This is a genomic window from Leptospira semungkisensis, from assembly GCF_004770055.1.
Taxonomy (GTDB): Bacteria; Spirochaetota; Leptospiria; order Leptospirales; family Leptospiraceae; genus Leptospira_B; species Leptospira_B semungkisensis.
The window spans coordinates 32,555-52,282 of the sequence record NZ_RQEP01000019.1; the positions used below are offsets into that span (position 1 = coordinate 32,555).

A 19,728-nucleotide genomic window follows, 5' to 3' on the forward strand; every position below is an offset into this window, starting at 1 on the left:
CTTATTCGGATTCCCCGGTTTTGGACGCCACCTCCATCTTAATGGTGAAAGATACCTTGTACGTTTTTAAGCCGTAATTCGATCTGTTATTTTCCAAGCTGATCTTTTTGAACATCTGGGATTTTTCCAAGGATCTTTGGATCACTCCTATTTCGGAGATCTCGTTCACAGAACCTTGGATGGAAACCGTTCCGTTATCATAAGTGATATTTTGGAATAGGAATGCTTGCATTCCCGGATCTGGAAAGTTTAAGGAAATCTCATGAAGCACGTCCAATACCGTAGGCTTGGAAAGATACTTACGATAGAGTTCTGTCTTACGCTTTGCACCGTCCCTTAAACCTTTCGCGTAATCCAAAGGATCAGTATCCATTGGAACACTTGAGCCTGTGCCGGAGCGAACCTTATCCGCTAAGACCTTGTTTGCAGCCGTGAGTTTTTTTCGGTCTGAAAAAATCCCTAGGAAGAACACTCCAATCAGAAGAAATATGGAGACTCCGGAAAGGATCATGTGCGGTTTAAACGCGGAAAGATCGAATAAATTCTTGTTTAGCTTCTTTACATAAGGAGTTTCTAAGAAATCTATTTTAGCTTTTTTTGATAGAACAAGCTGGTGAGCCATTCCAAAGGCGGTGGCAAATCGATCCGGATCCGGAGATAAGAAATCGTATCTTCTTGCCTGGACTCCAAGATCTTCTCCTAAGAAAGATTCTAGATCTCGTATCTTACTTCCTTCACCGGAAAGATAGATAACTTCAGGTCTTTCTGTTTCTTCGAGAGATAGAAAGCTTCTTCTGATTTCTTCGCTTAAAGCTAAGAAGAATTCTTGGGCTATGCCAAATGCTTTTTTGATATCCGCTACTTTCAGTTTATATTCTTTCGCGAATAAGTTGAGACCGTCTTCTGGGGAATGAAATGGTTCGAATTGTATACTGGTCTTAAGAGCTTCTGCCTTATCTTTGGAAATCTTTAACGCCTTAGAAATTTCTTCCGTAAGTGCTTCTCCTCCAAGAGAAAGAAAACGCGTATGGGCTATCTTACCATCCTTACTTACGTTCAGAATGGTTCTTCTTCCCCCAATATCCAATTGAGCCACATTAGAAAAAGGGATCTCTTTTCCTAAATGTTTCGGGATAAGAGATCCGAGGCAAACGGAGTCTACGAAGATCCCACGAAATACCATTGTAGATTCCAAAAAAGGAGAAGCCAATGTATCGAACTCGGAATGATGAGCAGTATACGTAATCACATCCGATTTATCCTGGTCGATTCTCCATACGGAACCCAATACCTCTACGGTTTCCATTGGAAAAGGAACCCTACTTTCTACTTCAAATGGAATGACTTCTTTTACTGCCTTTTCGGTAGTTAAGGGAATAGAAATCTCTCTTACAAAGAGTTTATCTAAGGAAAGAGAAAGAACGAGTGCATTCTCTCCCGGAAAATAGGTATTCAAGAATCGGAGTATATTGGTTTCATACTCCCTTTCTTCCATCCGAGAGATCGGCATACTTTCGGATCTCAGTAGTGTAAGATTGCCTGCGACTCTCTGGAATAAGGCCCCTTTAACCGAGGTAGTTCCATAATCCACCGCTAGGAATTTTTCATATAAGAACATTAATCTTCTCTATAATATAGCATGATGTTATTTGTTAAATCAAAAATCCCGGTGATCCGTCTTACGACTTTCTTTCCGGCAAGAACGTCCGCGTTCTTATTTTGATTTGAGTTAAGTCCCACTTCTCCGACGGCTGTGATTCTGTATATTTCCCCTTTGGATTTGATCCTTCCTCCCGAGACATCGGTTCCCTCTCCCGCAAGTTCTTTATACAGGGAAAGGCCTCCCACAGAAGGCACCTGGAACTCAGGTACTGTCTCAAGGTCCTTGGTTTCCTTCAGATAGCCACCCTTCTTGATCTTCAATTTCATGATCTGCAGGGCCGCCTGTCTGGTCATAAAATCGGATAGAGACATTAAAACGAAGTAAGGCGCGGCGTTCAAGTTGATTCTATCGTCGTAGTTCCTCTGGAATGGGACGAAGGCGGTAAAATTATTGGCTACCACGAAATCGGCGTCTGTGACCAGACTCTTCTCCTCATCCGTCATGAAATCTTTGGAATTTTTCTCATCATAGTCGGGCGGTTTTTGAGAACCGTAGACGATCTTAGGATCGAATCCTTTTACAGAAGTCAGTTCGGAAAGAGAATACAAATATCCGTTCTTGATCTTACGAGGAGGGATCAATTTTTCGTAATACGGTGATTCTGAATTTCCCTGGCTGTCATCATCCAGCCAATCGATGAGTGGGTTCAAGATATCTCTTTTCAATCCCAATCTTTCCAAAAGCCTTTGAGCCATTTCCTGGTTTCTCAAATTGATATCTTTGGTATCGGTATTGTAGACTGAGTTCAGATTTATTTTTCCGTCCTCGCCTTGGAGCTTATAATAGATAAACCCTCCGCCTAAAGGAACTGGTGGAGGATTTAAACCGATCCCAGATTGGTAGAGCTGTTCTTCCGGAATTTTTCGTAGAGCTCCAAGCCCTCCTTGGAATCCCGCTTTAGCAAGAAGAAGAGCTCGAAATCCGGACATTTCTCCTTGAGAAATTTTGTATTCGGAAACGGATCTGTCTGCGAAGTCCAAGGTGGTAGTGATCGCAGCTACTCCCACACCGAATACAAGAAGCATGACCACTGCTCCCCTTCTTCTGGAAAGTCTTGTGCCTCTCATTCCTAAGCCCTTGGATGAATTCATTTGATAAGCATCCCCGGAAACGCCAAGGTCTCGAATCTTCTTTCCTTGGATCCTAAATTTGCGATGAGTTCTATTCTGATCAAGCGAGGAATGTTCTTACTTTCTCTGGAGTCCCATTCATCTTCCCATTTGGTCCCTGTGCGGGAGAATTTGAAGGACATGCTTTTTACATTGTCGAGTAGTTCGTATTCTAATCCGCCAGCAAACGGATATTTATCTACGATTGCATCTTCTCTTCTTACAAGAGTATAGAAATCAGACTCGGAGCCTTCTTTTTTTCTTAGGAAATACTCCACTTCTCTTACTTCGGGCAATGCGGTTTCTTCTGAGTTGGGATGCACAGCGGCAAACACTATGAATTGATCGTTAGAACTTTCTCCCGGATGTTTTTTACCATCTTCGGATTTGCGGTCCTTTCTGCTCACGAATACCAGTCTCTTCTCCGATTGAAAATAGAATGCCATGGACAATGTGCTTCGGACATTCTCAATTGCAGAGATCGCCTTTTCTCTTTCTACACCTTCGTTACTGGAATTATCTCTTGTGATCTTTAAAATAGAAGTGTAGGTCCCGAATACCATCACGAGTAGAGATCCGAGTAGTGCTGCGACAATCACGAGTTCGATCAGAGTAAACCCGGATCTGTATCGATTTCGTATAACGCGAATTCTAATGCGAGAAGAAGAAAACATCAATTCATCCTCGCCTTAAATGTTTCGACGGTATATTGTTCCTTGACCAGATTTCCTTGCTGGTCTCTTCCTCCGGTAGGATATTCAATCGTCACATAGATATGGAATACGTTAATCAAACCTCCTGTTGCGGAGCCTTGATTATTTCCAGTTCTCTTTGCAATCAGGTCGTTCTGAGCGGAGTTCCCACCTAAAAGATCCTCCGGTTTTTTTCCGCCTTTTCCAGAAAGCTTGAGAAGATCTAGATTTTCATCTTTGATAATTGTTGTGAATTTCCAGTCCTTATAACCTGGGATCTCTCCGGAAGTAGTATCTTCTTGTAAAATGGTTGCCGAATCGATCTGAGCCATTTTTATTTTCGCTAGGTGAGTTGCTTCCATTTGCAATGCTGCGAATTTCTTGAGTCTCACACCTTCGGCAACAGTCATGAGCACGTAGGCAAGCCAAGCGGAAGCGATTCCGATCGCTAGTACCATTTCCAAAATGGTAAAACCGGATCGTCTTCTTCGAAAAAACTTCTTCTTAGAGTTGGCTCGAGCCGTACGTTTCATTTTGTTTGTACCATTCTAGATTCTCTTTCGGGATCAGAACTTCACCATCTTTTACTTCCGACTTTCCACCGTATCTTCGTACGATCAAGGTTCTCTTGATTTCTGGATCGGGACCCAAATGGATATAAAAATCTTCGGACACTGCAAGAGGAGAAAAAGGAATACGGACTTTTCCGTTCACGTATCTATATCCCCTTCCATCCATAACATCTACGATAGAAGAGGAGCTAGGTAATTCCCTATCCTTAAAGACGGGTAGCTCTTTCAAACCGGTATCATCCCTGTCCATATCTATGACCGAGTAGGTTTCCGTATCTATGTTCAATTGAAGATAGACTGTTCTTTGGTATAGCTTAGCTCTACGAAAACAGAAGGTAACCACATCATGAAGCACCATGGCTTCTTCTTGGGCTCCCGGAGTGAATAGGCTTGTTAAGGAAGGAAGCACGAGGGCGAACATGACTCCGATCAAGGATACTACGATTGCAAGCTCGATTAGAGTGAAACCGGAACGTCTCCTGTTGGTCCCCGTGCGCATAGTCGGATTATTTTTTGGAGAACTGAGGTGGATATTCCTCTTCTTTCATAATGTCGAAGTCGGCATTATCTCCTTCTCCACCTTCTACCTTATCTCTTCCGTAAGTGAGGATCTGGATATCTCCTGAATTATCGAACCTAAGTTTATAAGGATTTTTCCAAGGGTCCTTCAATACGTCTTTGCTATTGACCATAGGTCTCCAGTCTTCAGGAACATCTCCTGTAGTAGGCTTCTCTGCAAGAGCGTCTAACCCTTGGTCTTCGCTAGGATAGTTCCCGAATTTCTGCGCGTATCTTTCCAAATGCATTCTAAGCTCTTGCTTGTCCTTGCGGAGTTTCAGAGCTGCTGTATCGTTATTCACGCCGGTGATGTCGATGTTTACGATGATGATTGCCATCAAGGCTCCCAAAATAGCGACCACAATGGCTAACTCGATAAGAGTGAATCCTTTTCTTCTTTTATTTCCCGTTTTCAAAGTCGGTTCTCCTACTGATTCTAATTTTAAATCCCTTGTAAGTTCTGGGTCAAGCTGAACATCGGGACGATGATTGCAGCCATAATAATTCCGATCGCGAATCCCATAAAAACCAGCATAAACGGTTCTATCGCTTGGGTCGCATTTTTGAGGGAAGTATCTACTTCCGTATCGTAGATCTCTGCGAGTTTATTCAACATTTCGGGGACCCTATCAGATACCTCTCCCGCAGACATCATCCCCAATACTAATTGAGGAAGGATCTCTGAATTTGCGAAGGAAGAAGAAAGCTTCTCTCCTTCTCTGATTCGGACGATTGCGTTACGTATTTCCTCTCCGAAGACTGAATGGTTTACGATCTGTTCCACGATCTGTAATGAAATAATAAGAGGAACTCGGTTCGTAAGAAGGATCCCTAGGTTTCTCGCGAAATTCGAGATCAAAACTTTCTTATTCAGAGTTCGTATAATAGGGATCTTTAATACGAATTTTTCCCATTTTTCTTTTCCTTCGGGAGTACTCTTATAAAAAAAGAAACCTATTATTCCTGCGCCAATTGCAGGAAATAGAATGAACCACCAACCGGTAATGAGCTGAGAAGTCCCAAGCACGATCCGAGTGATCATCGGCAAGGTAGCATTGAATTCTACGAATAGATGTTCTATCTGAGGTACAACAGTAGTTAGAAGAAATATAATCACGATCTGCAATAAAATAAAGATGATCGCAGGATAGACCAATGCAGTCGTAACCTTTCCTTTTAATTCAAGGTTCTTTTCTTCCATTTCTGCAAGTCGGATTAGAGCGGTCTCGTAATCCCCTGTTCTTTCTCCCACAGAAACTAAAGAAGGATACTGGCTTGGAAAAACATCTGGGTGTTTTCTCATTGCATCGGACAGAGAGCTACCTTCGGTAATATCCGCTTGCATAGCGACTACCACTTTGCGGAACACTTCGTGGTCCGTCTGTTCGATGATATTAGAGAGGGATTTGTCTAAGGGGATCCCTGCTCCTAAAAGAGTCCCTAATTGTCTCGAAAAGAGTCCTATGATCTTTTTAGGAACTCGATAGAGAAATTTAGCTAAGAACGGAAATAGTTCCCTGTCCTTTCTTTCTGCATCTTCAGAGATCTGTCTTACATACAGGCCCTTGCCCTTCAGCTTTGTCCGAGCAGATTGCAGATTCGGGGCGTCTATAATCCCTTTCTCTTCTTTTCCTTTTTTATTAAAGGCTGTATAAGTAAAAAGAGCCATTGGGTTTAAGTGACCCTTAACACTTCATCCGGAGTAGTTACTCCATCGATTACCTTACGGATACCATATTCTCTCATAGTAGTGAACCCGTTCTCTAAGGCCACTTCGTTGATCTTATTCGTGTCTGATCCGGCGAGGATTGCGTTCTTGATTGGCGTATCTATGATCAGGAATTCGTAAACTCCGGTTCTTCCCTTAAAGCCTGTGCCCATACAATGAGAGCAGCCCGTTCCCTTGTAGAGAACTCCGTTTTTCAATTCCTTCTTGGCGATACCGATGGATTCTAATTCTGCGGGAGTCGGTTTGTAGGAAGTCTTGCATTGAGGACAGATAGTCCTTACAAGACGTTGCGCCATAAACCCAAGCACTGTAGAAGTGATCAAGTAAGGCTCAATCCCCATATCGATCAAACGGGTTGCTGCGGAAGCCGCATCGTTCGTGTGAAGCGTGGAGAAAACCAAGTGACCAGTAAGAGAAGCTTGGATCGCGATCCTTGCGGTCTCTTCGTCCCGAATCTCCCCTACCATGATGACATCCGGGTCTTGACGAAGAATGGCTCGAAGACCTGTAGCGAAAGTCAGTCCGATCTTTTCCTGCATTTGCATTTGGGAAACGCCTTCGATCTGGTATTCCACTGGGTCTTCGCATGTGATAATATTTCTTTCTTCCGTATTCAGCTCGGTAAGTGCAGAATACAGAGTGGTAGATTTTCCGGATCCTGTTGGTCCAGTAACAAGAATAATCCCATGCGGTTCGTAGATCAGAGTCTGTAATGTCTTAACGAGTTCCGGATAGAATCCCATGGTAGATAGGGAATATTTTTGGTCCGTCTTATTTAAGAGACGCATAACGATACGTTCTCCGAATTGACAAGGAATGGTGGAGACCCGAATGTCCACATCCTTTCCGGCCAATCTCAGTTTGATCCTACCATCCTGAGGAAGCCTGTTTTCCGCAATGTTCAGGTTGGACATGATCTTGATACGAGAAGTGATCCCTGCATGATACGATTTGGGAGGAGTTAGAACATTATGCAAGATACCATCTATACGGTAACGGACCACCAGGCTTTTCTCGTAAGGCTCAACGTGAATATCCGATGCCCTTTCGTTTACTGCTTGAGAAAGGATCACGTTCACCATCTTGATGATGGGCGCATCATCCGAAAGATCGATTGTCTCGTTGTCGAAACCTTCTGCAAGCTCGGAGAAACTTCCCTCCATCTCATTCAATAGATCTTTCGCAGCTGCGGAAGTAGTATCGAATTGGGAATGGATAATCCTCATGATCTCCGGTTCAGGAGCGAGGATGAAATCTACTTTAAATTCTCTTAAATTAGAACGAACATCATCCATCGGATGCAGATCGGTGGGATCGGAAACTGCTACCTTGATCGTTTTCTTATTCAGTTCGAAAGGGACTAATCTACTTTTTTGGATGAGCTTAAGAGGAATACGATCGTATACCTCTTCCATTCCCTTGAACTCCAGTTTTTCGCGGAACTCCATTCTGTAGAGTCGGGCCATAGCCTTAAGAACATCTATCTCTCCGGCTATTCCTTTTTTCTGGAGAATATGACCTAGGGGTAGATGGTTCTTCTTCTGCAGTTTGAGGGAATCTTCCAGATCCTTTGCAGAAATGACTCCGTCCTCGACGAGAATGTCCCCTAGCGTTTTCACTATTTACTCTCCGCGTTCCTTAATGGTTGATTCCTTATTTAAAACTCTTTCTCTCTCGAGCTCGTATCTTTCTTGCTGGAGTTTCTTCTTAACAGTCATTTTATCAGCATGCTCTCGATTATCCAAGATATGCGGGGTAATAAAAACCATTAAATTGGTCTTTTTTAATTGTTCCGTGGTTCTGCGGAAGATCCATCCCAAATAAGGAATATCTCCGAGCAAAGGGATCTTGATGAGACGCTTCTGTTTATCGCTAGAGATCAAACCCCCGATCACAATCGTTTGTCTGTTATCGATAGTAATGGTGGTCTTTACTTCCCTTCTGTTGAAAGTAGGGTTTCCTCCTGCAAGAGCGATGGAGGCGATATTCTTGATCTCTTGTAATAGATCCAAAGTAATCTTGTTATTCTTATTCACGTGAGGAGTGAACTTGAGTTTGATACCCGTCGGACGATACTCGTAGTTGTCCACAGTCACTGCGTTTGCACCACCCAAACCTGCGTTCCTACTTTGGGTCCTTACCGGAACGTCCTGACCTACGTTGATCTCCGCTTCTTGGTTATCCAGGGTAAGTACCTGAGGTGCGGATAATACGTTAAAGTTTTCATTTCCTTGGTTCGCACTTAAGATCCCCAAGATCTGCTGGGCACCAGCTTGCACAAATCCTAAGGAGAAACCGGACAATGTGTTTAGGTTTGGATTGATCCTACCACTTGAGTTAATAATATTTCCTTCTTTTGCGAGTCCTGAGTTGAACTGGCTATAAGGACCTTGTCCTTGGAATCTCCAATCGATACCGAAGTCATTTGTATCGGTAGAAGAAAGTTCCACGATCAGAACTTCTAAGAGCACTTGCTTTCTTGCAGAGTCTAGGATCCTGATGATCTTTCTGATCTCATTCCATTCTGCTTCCGTTGCTGTTACGATGACTGAGTTGGATTCTTTATGACCTACGGCTTTTATCTTCTCCACCTTAGGTGCTGGAGGAGCCGGAGCTCCAGGAGCGCCTACCGGCGTTGGAGAATCACCCACATTCGGAGAGTCCAATTTAATCAGAGTGGCCGCGATTTTTTCGGATTCGCTATATTCCAAAGTGTAGATGTGAACGTCTCCAGCAGATGCTACTGCACCTGGTGCGGATTCTTCCGGTCTTACATCCAATTCATTTACTAAAGTCAGAAGCTTATTGATATCTGCAGTGGACCCGGAGAGAACGATCGTATTCGTATTTCTATAAACGATAATATCCGTATTCGGAGACGTTAGACGCTTTAGGATTGGCTCCAATTCCTCAGGCTTTACATTCTCGACAGGAATGATCTGGGTGATGATCCGGTTGTCAGAAGCTTCTCCCTCAGGGATTGGCTCCTTGCCCACTCGAACATAAGGAGATCTGGCAAGAGCATCTTTGAGTTTTACGATAGTGATCAGATCTGTCTCTTCGACCACAGCGAATCCCATGGATTCCAACACTGCTTTCATGAAAGGAAATGCGTTCTTTATTGGGATTTCCTTTTGGGAGATGATTGTGATCTTCTTCCCTTTCAGACTTTCATCCAAAAGAATATTCTTCTTCAGGATGGCGCTCATTCCCTTTAGAAAATCGTTTAATTCTGTATCTCTCCAGTTCGCGAAGAAGGTTCTCTCCTTACTGTCTTCCGTAGAGGTGCTTGCACTTGTAGTGCCACGCTTGTTCTTTTTTGCAGATTGCGAAAAAAGATCTTCCTGCATGGTAAATAACAGTAAGACGATAAAAGTCGCGTTTCTAAAGTATCTGGATCCTAATTCTTTTTGGCGCATCTAGTCTTTAATTCCGGATAATAAATTCATAAGACAAAACCTTTCCCCCGCGCTCCACATCTACGGATACCTTATCGGTTGTTTTGAGAGAATTCCATATCTCCATCATTTTAACCGTATCGTTCAGAGGCATTCCATTCACTCGGCGGATCACGTCCCCATTTCTTGCTCCTAGGGAATAAAAAATATGGTCGTTCGATATGCTATAAATTTTATAACCACCGATCACGTTATTCTCGAGGAAGGGACCGAATCTAGCGTTTTTATAAATTGCAGTCGGATCTGCCAGTTTTCTATTCACATCTTGGCGAGATAGTATCTTCTTAACGGAATCAGGAGAAGAAGGAACTCCTGCACCTGGTGCGACCGCTCCTAATTTGGCTCTTGCTTCGCCAGGAGTCTGGCCTATCTCCACTTTCAAGGGAGAACCGCCTTTTTCTAGAACCACATGATTGAGAAGAATGGATTTCACTTTGTAGCCTGCAATCGTCTCGCCTGTAGCGAATTCTTCTGCGTATTGTTTCCCTTTTTCTAAAATAGTCACCCGAGCAAAACTCCAATGTCCGCTTAGGGTTCCTGTGACCCTCATGTCCTCGCCTTCGCCAGTATCAGGCGGAGCTCCGGGAGCTCCCGGGCCTGCTGCACCTGCAGCAACTTCTCCCGGTAGAGGAGCAAGACTTCCTCGGAACAAGTTTCCGGTAACCATTTCCTTATAAGAATCCATGGAAATAATCGGAGCACTCACTGGTCTTCTTGCCGCTACAGAAGCGGAACCGGTCTGCACATCTGGGGTCAGGAATAATAATAAAATACCACGGCAAAGATAGGCTAGAGAGAATGAAAAGAATACGACTATAGGGATCAGAGCATAAAAGGTATGCTTTCTTAATTCTATGAAAATTGCGTTCATCGTCGCCTATGGATTTGCCTAAGGAATCACGTTAAAAAAAGCCGATCGAATTGCATTCGAGACGGCTCTTTTTCGGGAACCTCTAGATTTTTGCTACCTTACCAGTATCTAGGTTGGTGACAATTTTTAAGGTCTTTCTGAGCGCTGCCTCAGGATTGATCCTCTTTCCGTTATAGAACACCTCGAAATGAAGGTGGGAACCGGTTGCCGAACCTGTACGACCTACGGCACCTATGACCGTTCCCGGTTTAACTTTCGTTCCCTCTTCGACGGTAATTTTAGCGCAATGCGCATACATGGTTCTATAGCCGTTTCCGTGGTCAATAATGACAGAATTTCCGTATCCGCCGTTCACTCCAGCAAAACTTACTGTTCCTTCTGCGGAAGCTAAGATAGGAGCTCCTTGGGGGCCTGCGAGGTCTATCCCTGTATGATAGCCACCGCCTCCGGTATGGAATGGGTCTTTTCTTTTTCCGAATCTAGAGGTGATCCTGGAATTTAGGACTGGGGTAAGAAACACCCTTCTATACTCTACTTTCTGGCGGGACGCGTTACCCACCTTTACTGGAATGCTCAGGTTTTGCCCTACTTTGAGGACAGAACCTTTCTTCAGACCGTTTGCTTCCGTAATCTTGGCAGCCGTGGTCCTGAGAGCTTTAGCAATCCTGAATAGAGTGTCTTTCGGTTTTACCACATAGGATTTGAAGATAATCCCACTCTGGTTGATGATCTTAGAAGATATAATTGGATTGATGCTAATAAAGGAAGGAAGTTCCAGATTGGATTTATCCTTGTTATAGCTGAGAGAAGAATACTTGTCCGTATTCTCCCATTCTTCGGGAGATTGGGAGAATAGCTGTTTGATCTTACGCTCTTCCTTATCAGTAAAGAAGGAAGAATCACGATTCGCATAGTCGCTGATCGCGGTGTCGTAGTTTTTTAAAGGCTCGGCCGATAAAGCCGAAGCCACCATGGCGGATATAATGGGAAGGCAAAGAATCGTCCGTTTCACATATTTAATATCGGTCGCGTCCGGTTGCCTTCTTGAACCAGGGAATATGGGTCGTTTATTTTTTCTTTTTGTATTCCGTGAGCTCATTTGCTACGATCTTATCCAAATCCTCTATATTGATGGCCTTTTTCTCGAAATCCTCGTTTACCTGATACGCAAGCAGCCTGCCGATCGCATGTTCCCTTTTTTGGTCAGCTGGGAAACATTTGATTTTAATTAAGGAAGGAGTCGATTCTACATAGATTCGGACTAGCATTCCCTTTTTGAATGTCTCATTGGCGGATACTTTTGTGTCTTTTTTGAGAGAGTATACCTTATCCTGGTAGTGGTTATTGATCTCGAACAATCTATCCTGCTTGATCAACCGGGCACTGCATTGAAGGGTCAGAAGCGCCAGGAGAAGAGCTAGGATTCGCACCATTTCATGCAAAAGATATTCAGTGACCGGAAGGGATAAACTAGTTTTTAGAAAAAAAGCGCACTAGGCCGGTTTTTTCGGACCCGGTCTTAGTATGAAATCTCTAAGACTAACTAAATTGTTTGGAGCATCCTTGGATGGGATAGATCCCTTTCCTGTTTCAGTAGAAATCAATATCAAAAGAGGAATTCCCAGGTTCACAATCACTGGACTCGCAACTGCAGCCATCAAGGAATCGGGAGACAGAATCCGGATCGCGATCGAGAACAGTGGATTCGATTATTCTCTTTGTAATATACTTGTTCATCTCGCACCTGCTGGCAGAAGAAAGGAAGGAACTTATCTAGATCTTCCGATTGCGACCGGGATCTTAGCCCTGACCGGACAATTGCCGGAGCCTGAAATATTAGAAACCTTTCTAATACTCGGAGAGTTAGGCTTGGACGGCTCCATCCTTCCTTTGAAAGGGATCTTGCCTATCTTACTCGCCTCCTCTCGCTCTCATTTTGCAGGCGCAATCGTTCCTTGGGGAAACAAAGAAGAAGCATCCGTTCAGGACAAGATTCCGGTGTATGCGATCTCTCATCTGAAAGATTTGCAGGTTTTGTTGAAGGGAGGAATTTCAAAAGAACCAAAAAGGAACGTGAAGACGAGCACTGAAAATTATCCGGAACGGATCGATCTATACAAGAGTCAACTGCCTGCTTTGAGAGCATTGCAGATAGCAAGTGCCGGATTTCATCATTGTTTACTTTCCGGTTCTCCCGGCACTGGAAAGACTATGCTTTCCAAGCTCGCCTATTCCCTCCTCCCAAATCCTGACGAAAGCGAAGCAATCCAGCTATTGGCTCTGCGGTCTTTTGAAGAAAGAAATCAAGATAGAAGTGTAAGAAGGCCATTTCGGAATCCACATCATACCGCTACGGACATCTCTCTCGTAGGAGGTTCCATTCATTTGAGAATGGGAGAAGTTTCCCTTGCAAGTCATGGGATTCTTTTCTTAGACGAGCTCTCCGAATTCTCCTCACGAAATTTACAAGCTTTAAGAGAACCGATGGAAGAAGGAAAAATAACCATTGCTAGGATTTCGGGTTCAGTTACCTACCCCGCTTCTTTCTTATTCTTAGGAGCAACGAATCTATGTCCTTGCGGATATTATGGATCGTCTGTTCGGATCTGCACATGCTCATTTACTTCCATCAGAAACTACCAAGCTACTTTTAGCGGACCCTTTTTAGATCGGATCGAAATTTTTTATCATCTAAGTCTGCCCGGAAATCGAGGAGAGAAAATGATCTCCGTAAATCTGAAGAAAATCAGGGAGTCGATCGGGATCGCTGCATTTTTGCAAAGACAAAGATTATTCAAACAAACCGGAAAACTGTATAATGGAAGGATCCGAGGAGAAGAAGTAGAAGCATTCATTCCATTGAACGAAACATGTAATGATTTCTTAATGGAGATTTCCGTTAAGGAGAAGTTTAGTATTCGTAAACTTTCTCATGCGAGGAAGGTAGCGAGAACGATTGCTGATCTGGAAGGTTCTGAAGGGATTGAACTGAAGCATTTGGAGGAGGCCCTTGTTTTCCTGAATTCCGGATGGTCTCCGGAAAACAGGGCCGTTTCCTAGGCTTCGTTCTTTCGACGGTTTATTTTTGTGGTAGGTTACTTAGCCAAGAAGTGGGAGAGCTCCATAGCGATCTTATCGATGGCGAAATCAATATAGTTTTCGTCCTCGATCTTTCTCTTGTAGTCCTCGAACTTCCGTTTTTTGATCGGAACTCCTCGTTTTCTCAGAATCACTGGGTCCGGACCGAATGGATCGGTCCCGGCCAAGTTGCCGAGAATTTGGATGCTTTTCATAGTTACTTCCTTGTAACGATTTAAGGTCCTCATCCTTGAGAACCCGCAGACAATTCGAAAATCGACTCCTTTTTCGATTCGCTTAACGAAGGTTTTAGAATAGATTTAGATAAAAAGTTAGTTCCCTTTTTTCGTTAATAAATGCCAGGCAGAAGGAGACAAAATAGTTTCTAAAAGAAACGTCCTTCTCCAAATAATGCTTAGCTGCGGTCCTCATCTTACGGATCTTTTGTGGAGTGAAGATTTCGAGAGGATCAAACTCCTCTCTTTGTGTCCAATGCTTCACTTCAATAAAATGTAGGACGTTTTCGCGAAGAGTGATTATGTCGATCTCCGCTGTTCGGGTTCGGAAATTTCTCGCCAATATTTGGTGACCGTTTTTGGTCAGATAGTCTTTTGCGAGTTCTTCGCCTAAGTTTCCTTTTTCTCGATTATGGTTTTGAGATACTTTCATATCCTAAACCGGTTGAGAAGACGAGAGAGTGCTCGAAAATTTTTAAGGAAACTTAATGGTTTGTAGTAGCATCGATCAGATCGAGAGCCTTTACGATAAACAAATGGTTCTCTTTTACAAGATCTACCAAGACCAAATTTCGTACAAAAGTACCGTATTCATCTTTGATAATACGAATAGAAGGTCTAAGCGGTTTGTCTGAATTCGCTGCAAGAACGATCCCTACTCTTTTGTCGGAAAGTTCAACACAGGATCCAACCGGATAGAGAGAAACCTGATTTAAGAATGTTCTAACGATCTTGAGATCGAATTTGCCTACATCCATACTGATCATGGATTTGATCGCTTCGTGAGGAAGAATCCTTTGTCTATGAGGACGATTCGTAATTAAGGCAGAGAAATTATCGGCAATCGCATAAATCCTAGCATTTTCTTCGATCGCAATGCCAGTTAACTTTTGAGGATAGCCTTTTCCATCGAATCTTTCATGGTGCTGCAATGCTACCACAGCGAGACTGTTCTTTACCTTGATTCTTTGGGTCAGGATCTGATAACCAATAATTGTATGCTTCAGGATCGATTTGTATTCCTCATCCGTAAGCTGATCGGATTTTTCGGAGATCGTAGCAGGAACTTTTGTCATCCCCACGTCTGCAACAAGGCAAGAGATTGCAAGATCTACCATCTTGGGCCGAGAGAAATCCAAAAGTTTTCCTATAATCAGAGCGTATAAGGTAGAGTTCGTGATCTGGTTATACAAATAATATCCGGGATTATTCATTCCCAGAATAAGATAAGAAAGATTATTATGAGCCCGGACGAAATCTGCGAGAGCCTCTCCTTGTTCTCTGACTGGCCCGAAATCAAATGTTTTGTCCTCGGCAGCCTTTCTATAAACATCCTGGACTTGGTTGAATGTATTCTTGTATAAATTCGTGAATTGAACTTTAATACGATTTAGATTATCATAAATTCCTTTTAAAGGAAGAAGGTCCTCATCTACAATCGTGCTGATAATAAAGTCTTCTAGCTGGGTCTCTAAATGCTCGGGAGGAACATCTATCACTAGAATATCTCCGTGAGTCAAAACCTCAGTGATCCCGAAACGTTTCAATCTCTCTAGATCCGAATCGGTGATCGGTGTATTGGAGGTGATAAATAGATTTTCCTTATCCAAATACACTGGTTTCGTAAATCTCATCCCAGGTTTCAGTTCGGATACACTTAGTTTTTTCATTTTTCTGGGATTCCCTTATTCGCTTGTACTTTTTTGAGTAAGCACGAATGCGAAAACACTCGCTACTGCCCTATATAAATTCTCAGGAATTTCCTTACCCACCGGGATAGGAGTCAACGCTTCGGCCAAAGGAGCATCTTCCACGACAGGGATACCATGTTTCGTCGCAAGAATGCGGATCTTTTCTGCCAAGGTTCCTTCTCCACTTGCTAAAACCATAGGACCTTGATTTTCTTTCGGTGTAAATTTAAGAGCGATCCCTAATTTCACGCGGTCCATTCCCTCCTCTGTAAAGAGGGTTTATATTGTATCCTGAGTTCTTGGAATTTAACTCCCGATTCCTCTAAGAACTGCTTAAATTTTTTCCTATTCTGACCTATATGCAAGTACATTTTAGAACTAGTATAAACTGCAGTCAGGATCAGGTCGGAGGCATCTTCCTTCTTCCAGAAGAATCTGTACAAGCTTGGACCGTCTTCTTTGGTCTCCAGGAAAAGCACGAAGATCTTGTTCTGCTCTTCCATGTCCAGATATCCTTCTGCATTTCCTCCTTCCCATTCCCACTCAAAATAGGGAGTCTCTGCCTTCCATTCCAGAAATGGAAAATAGCTTTTGAGAAAAGAAATGGCATTCTCTTGAGAGATCTGTCCTTCTTCCTTATGCAGGATCCTTTCCAAAATGCCGGTTAGTCCCTTTTCTAGGGGAGAAGGAGTTTCAGAAGATCCTGTGTCTTCGGAAAGTTTTCGCTCTAAGATGCGCCATTCAAAGGACTTTCCCAAAGAAGTTCGAGACAAAAGTAATTCTTCCCCAGTAAGAAGAGTAGTTTTTGCATTCGCCTCAATGGTTTCTCCCTGCCAAAATAGTTTGGCCCTCCCTTCTTTTGTGCCTTCCTTGACCCAAACCCTAAAGAAGGGAGCTTCCTTGGATTCTCCATCGAATAGTTCAGGATTTTTTAATCTGGCTTGTGAGTTAAGAACGAGAGAAATCTCGTGAGATTCTGAAACCCGATCGGTTTTGGGAATCGGTATCTGGTTCTTATCAATCGGATTAGGAGGAGGAATTGGAAACATGGAATTTTTTGGTGAAGGATCTTCTATGGATTCTAGTCATGCCTAGATTTCGAATTGCATCTTCATGAGCAGCGCTTCCGTATCCTTTGTGAGACTCGAATCCATAGCCTGGAAATTTCGATGCTATCGTTTTCATGAATCGATCTCTTTTGACTTTTGCGATGATAGAGGCAGCTGCGATACTTGCGATCCTAGAATCTCCCTTTGTATAATAGTGAGACTTATGCTTTAGAAGTTCGGACTCCTTATACTTCGAAAAATTATAATTTCCGTCGATTAGAAGAAGCAAATTCTTTCTAGTATTTTCTATCGGTGCAGAAGATCCCTTTCTATAACATTTGAGAATACCTTCTAACACTGCTCGGTTGATCCCATGCTTATCTATAAAGGTATGAGAGAGAAATGCATGCGCAACGGTAAAAGCGGTCTCTTGGATCTCAGTAAATAAACGTTCTCGTTTGGACTCTGTCAATTTCTTGGAATCATTCAGTCCTTGTAAGATCTCACCTGAGTGGATCTTCTCCAAAGTTTCCGGAAGAAAAGAAACTAGAGCTACGGATAATGGCCCGGCATAAGGACCTCTTCCTGCCTCATCGATCCCGCAGGGTATATAATCTGGCAGGAATCGAAATTCTTCCGGTTCGAAATTGTTCGTACGCATGGTTTTATTCAAAAATCTTTCGGTCAGCTTCCTCCTTTAGATAGAAGGGAACAATTGCAAATTGAATCTAGAGAATATAGGAAGAAGAAAAATGGAAGGGTTATGCGGAACTATCGAATCGATAGAGGCAAAATTTAAGGAAAAGAAAATGATTCGTTAAGAATGAGGTGGGAAAATTCCAATAGGACTTCTGCCCTATTGGAATCTAAGAGGAAATGTCTTATTCTGCTGGAGTTGCTGCGCTCGTTGCTGCTGCAGCTTCTTCTGCGTTTTGGCGTTTTCTATCCTCTGCTACCAGAGTTTTTCCGCCTTTCAACTCGCGGATACGAGCAGATTTACCGGAACGCTCTCTTAGGAAGAATAGTTTAGAACGACGAACCTTACCTTTACGGATAAGCTCGATCTTTGCAATACGAGGAGAATATAATGGGAACACTCTCTCAACGCCTACATCGTAAGAAATCCTGCGCACGGTGAATGATTTTCCGTTTCCGCCGTTGGAGATGGAAATCACCACACCTTCGTACACCTGAACCCTTTCTTTTCCGGATTCTTGGATCTTGTAGTGTACCTTAACAGTATCCCCGACATTAAAGTTCAGGGTACGATTGGCTTCGGTAGGCAATCCGCCTTTCAGAAGTTCTTTCATAAATTCCTCGTAATATCGGGGTCGACTTTCTTTCGATTGGCGTTTCGCCAAGATTCTATCGCCGCGTGGTTTCCGCCCAAGAGTATATCTGGAACCTTCCAGCCATTGTAATCGGAAGGTTTCGTATATTGGGGATATTCTAATATATCCCTTTCGTTATGAGATTCTTCTTCTAGGCTCTCTCGGTCGCCTAAAAAGCCGGGCAAAAGCCTGGACACAGCATCCGTTACACAAAGGCTGGCCAAATCTCCGGCTGAAATTACATAATTTCCAAGGGACAGTTCTATGTCAACAAGATGCTCAGTTACTCGATGATCCACGCCTTCGTAATATCCTGAGATGAAAGTGAGAGGCTTCTTCTGAGCTGCAAGCTTCTCCGCTACGCTTTGATCGAATGGGATTCCAGAAGGAGTCATTAGGATCACGAGTCCTTTTTCTTCTCCTAGAGACTTTAAGGCCAGATCTATCGGTTCTACTTTGAGAAGCATTCCCGGACCTCCTCCATACGGAGTGTCATCCACTTTTAAATGCTTATTATTGGAGAAGTCTCTGAGCTGCACTATGTTTACGGAGAAGACTCCGTTGCGGATTGCCTTCTCGTGTAGACCCTCTGAAAAATAAGAACCGATCTTAGAAGGAAATAAGGTGATGAAGTTAAATTTCATTCCAGTCCTCCGGATCCTTGATCAGTATCTTTCCCTCATCCAAAAGGATTTTTCCAACGTGCTTATTCACGTAAGGGATAAGTATTTCACTGTCTTTGGTCCGGAATACGAGTATAGCATGAGCTGGGTTTTCGATCAGGTCGATTAACTCCCAATCCAATTTGGTTCCATCTTCCGAATATGCTTGGAGACCTTTTAATTCGAAGAGATAATACTCTTCTCCCTTGGATTTTGGGAAATAGGATCTTTCTATATAGAGATCTCCGCCGATCAGAGCCGAGGCAGCTTCGGGGCTTGTAATCCCATCAATCTGTAGGATGACTCTTCCTGAATGGCGTTGTGCCTTTAAGATACGGATCGATATAGGTTCTCTGGAAGAGAATTCAAGAATAGCGTCGATTGGGAATTTAAGATCAGGAAGGGAACTTTCCTGAGCGACTAATTTAAGAAAACCCTTCAGTCCGAAGGGCTTTCCCAATTTCCCGGCTAGGATCCGAGTTTCAGTCAATAATTTCCAGTGAGAAATTTTTGCCGGCTTTGACAGAAGCGGCGGTGAGAATTGCTCTGAGTGACTTTGCAATACGGCCGTTCTTACCGATCACCTTTCCCACATCCTTCGGGGAGACCCGGAGTTCTAAGACGGTTTGCTCATCGCCCTCGATTTCCTTTACGGAAATCTCCTCCGGATGATCTACTAAAGAAGTAACGATATAACGGATTAGATCTTCCATTACTTCTTCAGAGATTGCTTGTATTCCGCCCAGATTCCCTCGTGTTTAATGAGGTTCAGAACGGTTCCGGTAGGTTGAGCGCCTTTACCCAGCCAGTTTAGGATCTTCTCTTTATCAAGAGTTGTCTGACCTTTGATCTCAGCCGGATGGTAATGGCCAAGAATATCAATAAATTTACCGTCTCTAGGAGAGCGGCTATCAGCAGCCACAACCCGGTAGTGAGGGTTATTTTTGGCTCCAGTTCTTTGTAGTCTGATCTTAACCAAAGTAAAATTCCTTCGTTTAAATAACGAGTGCGGGCTAGGGATAGCTCGCG

The 19,728-nt window shown here is 43.3% G+C and carries 24 protein-coding genes; 1 reads left to right on the forward strand and 23 read right to left on the reverse strand.

Features of this window, described 5'->3' with window-relative positions; translation table 11 throughout:
- Position 1 precedes the first annotated feature (1 nt).
- From pilM to EHO59_RS14575, 12 genes are all read right to left on the reverse strand, one after another.
- Positions 2-1,618, reverse strand: coding sequence for a pilus assembly protein PilM (gene pilM, locus EHO59_RS14520; RefSeq protein WP_135589185.1), 1,617 nt, complete (start codon positions 1,616-1,618; stop codon positions 2-4).
- Entirely contained in the window at positions 1,618-2,754 is a 1,137-nt protein-coding gene (locus tag EHO59_RS14525; RefSeq protein WP_135589186.1) for a type II secretion system minor pseudopilin, read from the reverse strand. The genes pilM and EHO59_RS14525 overlap by 1 nt, the downstream gene beginning before the upstream one ends.
- Positions 2,751-3,446 carry a type II secretion system protein GspJ gene (locus EHO59_RS14530; protein ID WP_135589187.1) on the reverse strand — a complete coding sequence of 232 codons (696 nt, stop codon included), beginning with the start codon at positions 3,444-3,446 and terminating at the stop codon, positions 2,751-2,753. Before EHO59_RS14530 ends, EHO59_RS14525 begins: the two co-directional genes overlap by 4 nt.
- Entirely contained in the window at positions 3,446-3,997 is a 552-nt protein-coding gene (locus EHO59_RS14535) for a type II secretion system protein (RefSeq protein ID WP_135589188.1), read from the reverse strand. The genes EHO59_RS14530 and EHO59_RS14535 overlap by 1 nt, the downstream gene beginning before the upstream one ends.
- Positions 3,969-4,535 carry a type II secretion system protein gene (locus tag EHO59_RS14540; RefSeq protein ID WP_135589189.1) on the reverse strand — a complete coding sequence of 189 codons (567 nt, stop codon included), beginning with the start codon at positions 4,533-4,535 and terminating at the stop codon, positions 3,969-3,971. Before EHO59_RS14540 ends, EHO59_RS14535 begins: the two co-directional genes overlap by 29 nt.
- A 7-nt stretch (positions 4,536-4,542) precedes the next feature.
- Positions 4,543-5,010, reverse strand: a complete 468-nt coding sequence (gspG, locus tag EHO59_RS14545) for a type II secretion system major pseudopilin GspG (protein WP_135589190.1) — start codon at positions 5,008-5,010, stop codon at positions 4,543-4,545.
- Positions 5,011-5,036: 26 nt separating this feature from the next.
- Positions 5,037-6,263 (reverse strand): type II secretion system F family protein, encoded by a 1,227-nt coding sequence (locus EHO59_RS14550; RefSeq protein WP_135589191.1) that lies wholly within the window; start codon positions 6,261-6,263, stop codon positions 5,037-5,039.
- 5 nt (positions 6,264-6,268) lie between these two features.
- The gene (gene gspE, locus EHO59_RS14555; protein ID WP_135589192.1) at positions 6,269-7,942 is read right to left on the reverse strand and encodes a type II secretion system ATPase GspE; all 1,674 of its coding nucleotides are present in this window, start codon (positions 7,940-7,942) and stop codon (positions 6,269-6,271) included.
- Between the two features lie 3 nt (positions 7,943-7,945).
- Positions 7,946-9,742, reverse strand: coding sequence for a type II secretion system secretin GspD (gspD, locus tag EHO59_RS14560; RefSeq protein ID WP_135589193.1), 1,797 nt, complete (start codon positions 9,740-9,742; stop codon positions 7,946-7,948).
- Positions 9,743-9,749: 7 nt separating this feature from the next.
- Positions 9,750-10,652 (reverse strand): general secretion pathway protein GspC, encoded by a 903-nt coding sequence (locus EHO59_RS14565; protein ID WP_135589194.1) that lies wholly within the window; start codon positions 10,650-10,652, stop codon positions 9,750-9,752.
- 82 nt (positions 10,653-10,734) lie between these two features.
- Positions 10,735-11,751: a M23 family metallopeptidase gene (locus EHO59_RS14570; protein WP_210413085.1), complete on the reverse strand. Its 1,017-nt coding sequence runs from the start codon at positions 11,749-11,751 to the stop codon at positions 10,735-10,737.
- Positions 11,720-12,085: a type II secretion system-associated lipoprotein gene (locus EHO59_RS14575; RefSeq protein ID WP_167882124.1), complete on the reverse strand. Its 366-nt coding sequence runs from the start codon at positions 12,083-12,085 to the stop codon at positions 11,720-11,722. Before EHO59_RS14575 ends, EHO59_RS14570 begins: the two co-directional genes overlap by 32 nt.
- Before the next feature lie 91 nt (positions 12,086-12,176).
- Between EHO59_RS14575 and EHO59_RS14580 the strand changes: the two genes are divergently transcribed.
- Positions 12,177-13,712, forward strand: a complete 1,536-nt coding sequence (locus EHO59_RS14580) for a YifB family Mg chelatase-like AAA ATPase (protein ID WP_135589196.1) — start codon at positions 12,177-12,179, stop codon at positions 13,710-13,712.
- 35 nt (positions 13,713-13,747) lie between these two features.
- On the opposite strand, the gene EHO59_RS14585 is transcribed toward EHO59_RS14580, so the two are convergent.
- The 11 genes from EHO59_RS14585 to rpsP all read right to left on the reverse strand — a co-directional run bounded on the left by EHO59_RS14585 (position 13,748) and on the right by rpsP (position 19,678).
- On the reverse strand, positions 13,748-13,945 hold the full coding sequence (locus EHO59_RS14585) for a hypothetical protein (protein WP_135589197.1): 198 nt from the start codon (positions 13,943-13,945) through the stop codon (positions 13,748-13,750).
- A 94-nt stretch (positions 13,946-14,039) separates the two neighbouring features.
- On the reverse strand, positions 14,040-14,399 hold the full coding sequence (locus EHO59_RS14590) for a YraN family protein (protein ID WP_135589198.1): 360 nt from the start codon (positions 14,397-14,399) through the stop codon (positions 14,040-14,042).
- Between the two features lie 52 nt (positions 14,400-14,451).
- Positions 14,452-15,636, reverse strand: coding sequence for an HD-GYP domain-containing protein (locus EHO59_RS14595; protein ID WP_135589199.1), 1,185 nt, complete (start codon positions 15,634-15,636; stop codon positions 14,452-14,454).
- Between the two features lie 15 nt (positions 15,637-15,651).
- A complete protein-coding gene (locus EHO59_RS14600) occupies positions 15,652-15,915 on the reverse strand; it encodes an EscU/YscU/HrcU family type III secretion system export apparatus switch protein (RefSeq protein WP_210413086.1) in 264 nt (87 codons plus the stop codon).
- On the reverse strand, positions 15,903-16,706 hold the full coding sequence (locus tag EHO59_RS14605) for a hypothetical protein (protein ID WP_135589200.1): 804 nt from the start codon (positions 16,704-16,706) through the stop codon (positions 15,903-15,905). Before EHO59_RS14605 ends, EHO59_RS14600 begins: the two co-directional genes overlap by 13 nt.
- Positions 16,684-17,367, reverse strand: coding sequence for a ribonuclease HII (locus EHO59_RS14610; RefSeq protein ID WP_135589201.1), 684 nt, complete (start codon positions 17,365-17,367; stop codon positions 16,684-16,686). Before EHO59_RS14610 ends, EHO59_RS14605 begins: the two co-directional genes overlap by 23 nt.
- Positions 17,368-17,587: 220 nt before the next feature.
- The gene (gene rplS / locus EHO59_RS14615) at positions 17,588-18,016 is read right to left on the reverse strand and encodes a 50S ribosomal protein L19 (protein ID WP_135589202.1); all 429 of its coding nucleotides are present in this window, start codon (positions 18,014-18,016) and stop codon (positions 17,588-17,590) included.
- The gene (trmD, locus tag EHO59_RS14620) at positions 18,013-18,681 is read right to left on the reverse strand and encodes a tRNA (guanosine(37)-N1)-methyltransferase TrmD (protein WP_135589203.1); all 669 of its coding nucleotides are present in this window, start codon (positions 18,679-18,681) and stop codon (positions 18,013-18,015) included. The genes rplS and trmD overlap by 4 nt, the downstream gene beginning before the upstream one ends.
- Positions 18,671-19,189 carry a ribosome maturation factor RimM gene (gene rimM / locus EHO59_RS14625; protein ID WP_135589204.1) on the reverse strand — a complete coding sequence of 173 codons (519 nt, stop codon included), beginning with the start codon at positions 19,187-19,189 and terminating at the stop codon, positions 18,671-18,673. Before rimM ends, trmD begins: the two co-directional genes overlap by 11 nt.
- A complete protein-coding gene (locus tag EHO59_RS14630) occupies positions 19,182-19,412 on the reverse strand; it encodes a KH domain-containing protein (RefSeq protein WP_135589205.1) in 231 nt (76 codons plus the stop codon). Before EHO59_RS14630 ends, rimM begins: the two co-directional genes overlap by 8 nt.
- The gene (gene rpsP / locus EHO59_RS14635) at positions 19,412-19,678 is read right to left on the reverse strand and encodes a 30S ribosomal protein S16 (RefSeq protein ID WP_135589206.1); all 267 of its coding nucleotides are present in this window, start codon (positions 19,676-19,678) and stop codon (positions 19,412-19,414) included. Before rpsP ends, EHO59_RS14630 begins: the two co-directional genes overlap by 1 nt.
- Positions 19,679-19,728: the final 50 nt, after the last annotated feature.

What these genes read in the sequence shown, in the direction of transcription:
- EHO59_RS14570 (WP_210413085.1), bottom strand. Translation starts at nt 11,751, where the DNA reads ATGAGCTCACGGAATACAAAAAGAAAAAATAAACGACCCATATTCCCT.
- pilM (WP_135589185.1), bottom strand. Translation starts at nt 1,618, where the DNA reads ATGTTCTTATATGAAAAATTCCTAGCGGTGGATTATGGAACTACCTCG.
- gspD (WP_135589193.1), bottom strand. Translation starts at nt 9,742, where the DNA reads ATGCGCCAAAAAGAATTAGGATCCAGATACTTTAGAAACGCGACTTTT.
- EHO59_RS14610 (WP_135589201.1), bottom strand. Translation starts at nt 17,367, where the DNA reads ATGCGTACGAACAATTTCGAACCGGAAGAATTTCGATTCCTGCCAGAT.
- EHO59_RS14565 (WP_135589194.1), bottom strand. Translation starts at nt 10,652, where the DNA reads ATGAACGCAATTTTCATAGAATTAAGAAAGCATACCTTTTATGCTCTG.
- EHO59_RS14575 (WP_167882124.1), bottom strand. Translation starts at nt 12,085, where the DNA reads ATGGTGCGAATCCTAGCTCTTCTCCTGGCGCTTCTGACCCTTCAATGC.
- EHO59_RS14605 (WP_135589200.1), bottom strand. Translation starts at nt 16,706, where the DNA reads ATGTTTCCAATTCCTCCTCCTAATCCGATTGATAAGAACCAGATACCG.
- EHO59_RS14590 (WP_135589198.1), bottom strand. Translation starts at nt 14,399, where the DNA reads ATGAAAGTATCTCAAAACCATAATCGAGAAAAAGGAAACTTAGGCGAA.
- EHO59_RS14550 (WP_135589191.1), bottom strand. Translation starts at nt 6,263, where the DNA reads ATGGCTCTTTTTACTTATACAGCCTTTAATAAAAAAGGAAAAGAAGAG.
- EHO59_RS14585 (WP_135589197.1), bottom strand. Translation starts at nt 13,945, where the DNA reads ATGAAAAGCATCCAAATTCTCGGCAACTTGGCCGGGACCGATCCATTC.
- EHO59_RS14595 (WP_135589199.1), bottom strand. Translation starts at nt 15,636, where the DNA reads ATGAAAAAACTAAGTGTATCCGAACTGAAACCTGGGATGAGATTTACG.
- trmD (WP_135589203.1), bottom strand. Translation starts at nt 18,681, where the DNA reads ATGAAATTTAACTTCATCACCTTATTTCCTTCTAAGATCGGTTCTTAT.
- EHO59_RS14525 (WP_135589186.1), bottom strand. Translation starts at nt 2,754, where the DNA reads ATGAATTCATCCAAGGGCTTAGGAATGAGAGGCACAAGACTTTCCAGA.
- EHO59_RS14535 (WP_135589188.1), bottom strand. Translation starts at nt 3,997, where the DNA reads ATGAAACGTACGGCTCGAGCCAACTCTAAGAAGAAGTTTTTTCGAAGA.
- EHO59_RS14580 (WP_135589196.1), top strand. Translation starts at nt 12,177, where the DNA reads ATGAAATCTCTAAGACTAACTAAATTGTTTGGAGCATCCTTGGATGGG.
- EHO59_RS14530 (WP_135589187.1), bottom strand. Translation starts at nt 3,446, where the DNA reads ATGTTTTCTTCTTCTCGCATTAGAATTCGCGTTATACGAAATCGATAC.
- EHO59_RS14600 (WP_210413086.1), bottom strand. Translation starts at nt 15,915, where the DNA reads ATGGACCGCGTGAAATTAGGGATCGCTCTTAAATTTACACCGAAAGAA.
- EHO59_RS14630 (WP_135589205.1), bottom strand. Translation starts at nt 19,412, where the DNA reads ATGGAAGATCTAATCCGTTATATCGTTACTTCTTTAGTAGATCATCCG.
- rplS (WP_135589202.1), bottom strand. Translation starts at nt 18,016, where the DNA reads ATGAAAGAACTTCTGAAAGGCGGATTGCCTACCGAAGCCAATCGTACC.
- EHO59_RS14540 (WP_135589189.1), bottom strand. Translation starts at nt 4,535, where the DNA reads ATGCGCACGGGGACCAACAGGAGACGTTCCGGTTTCACTCTAATCGAG.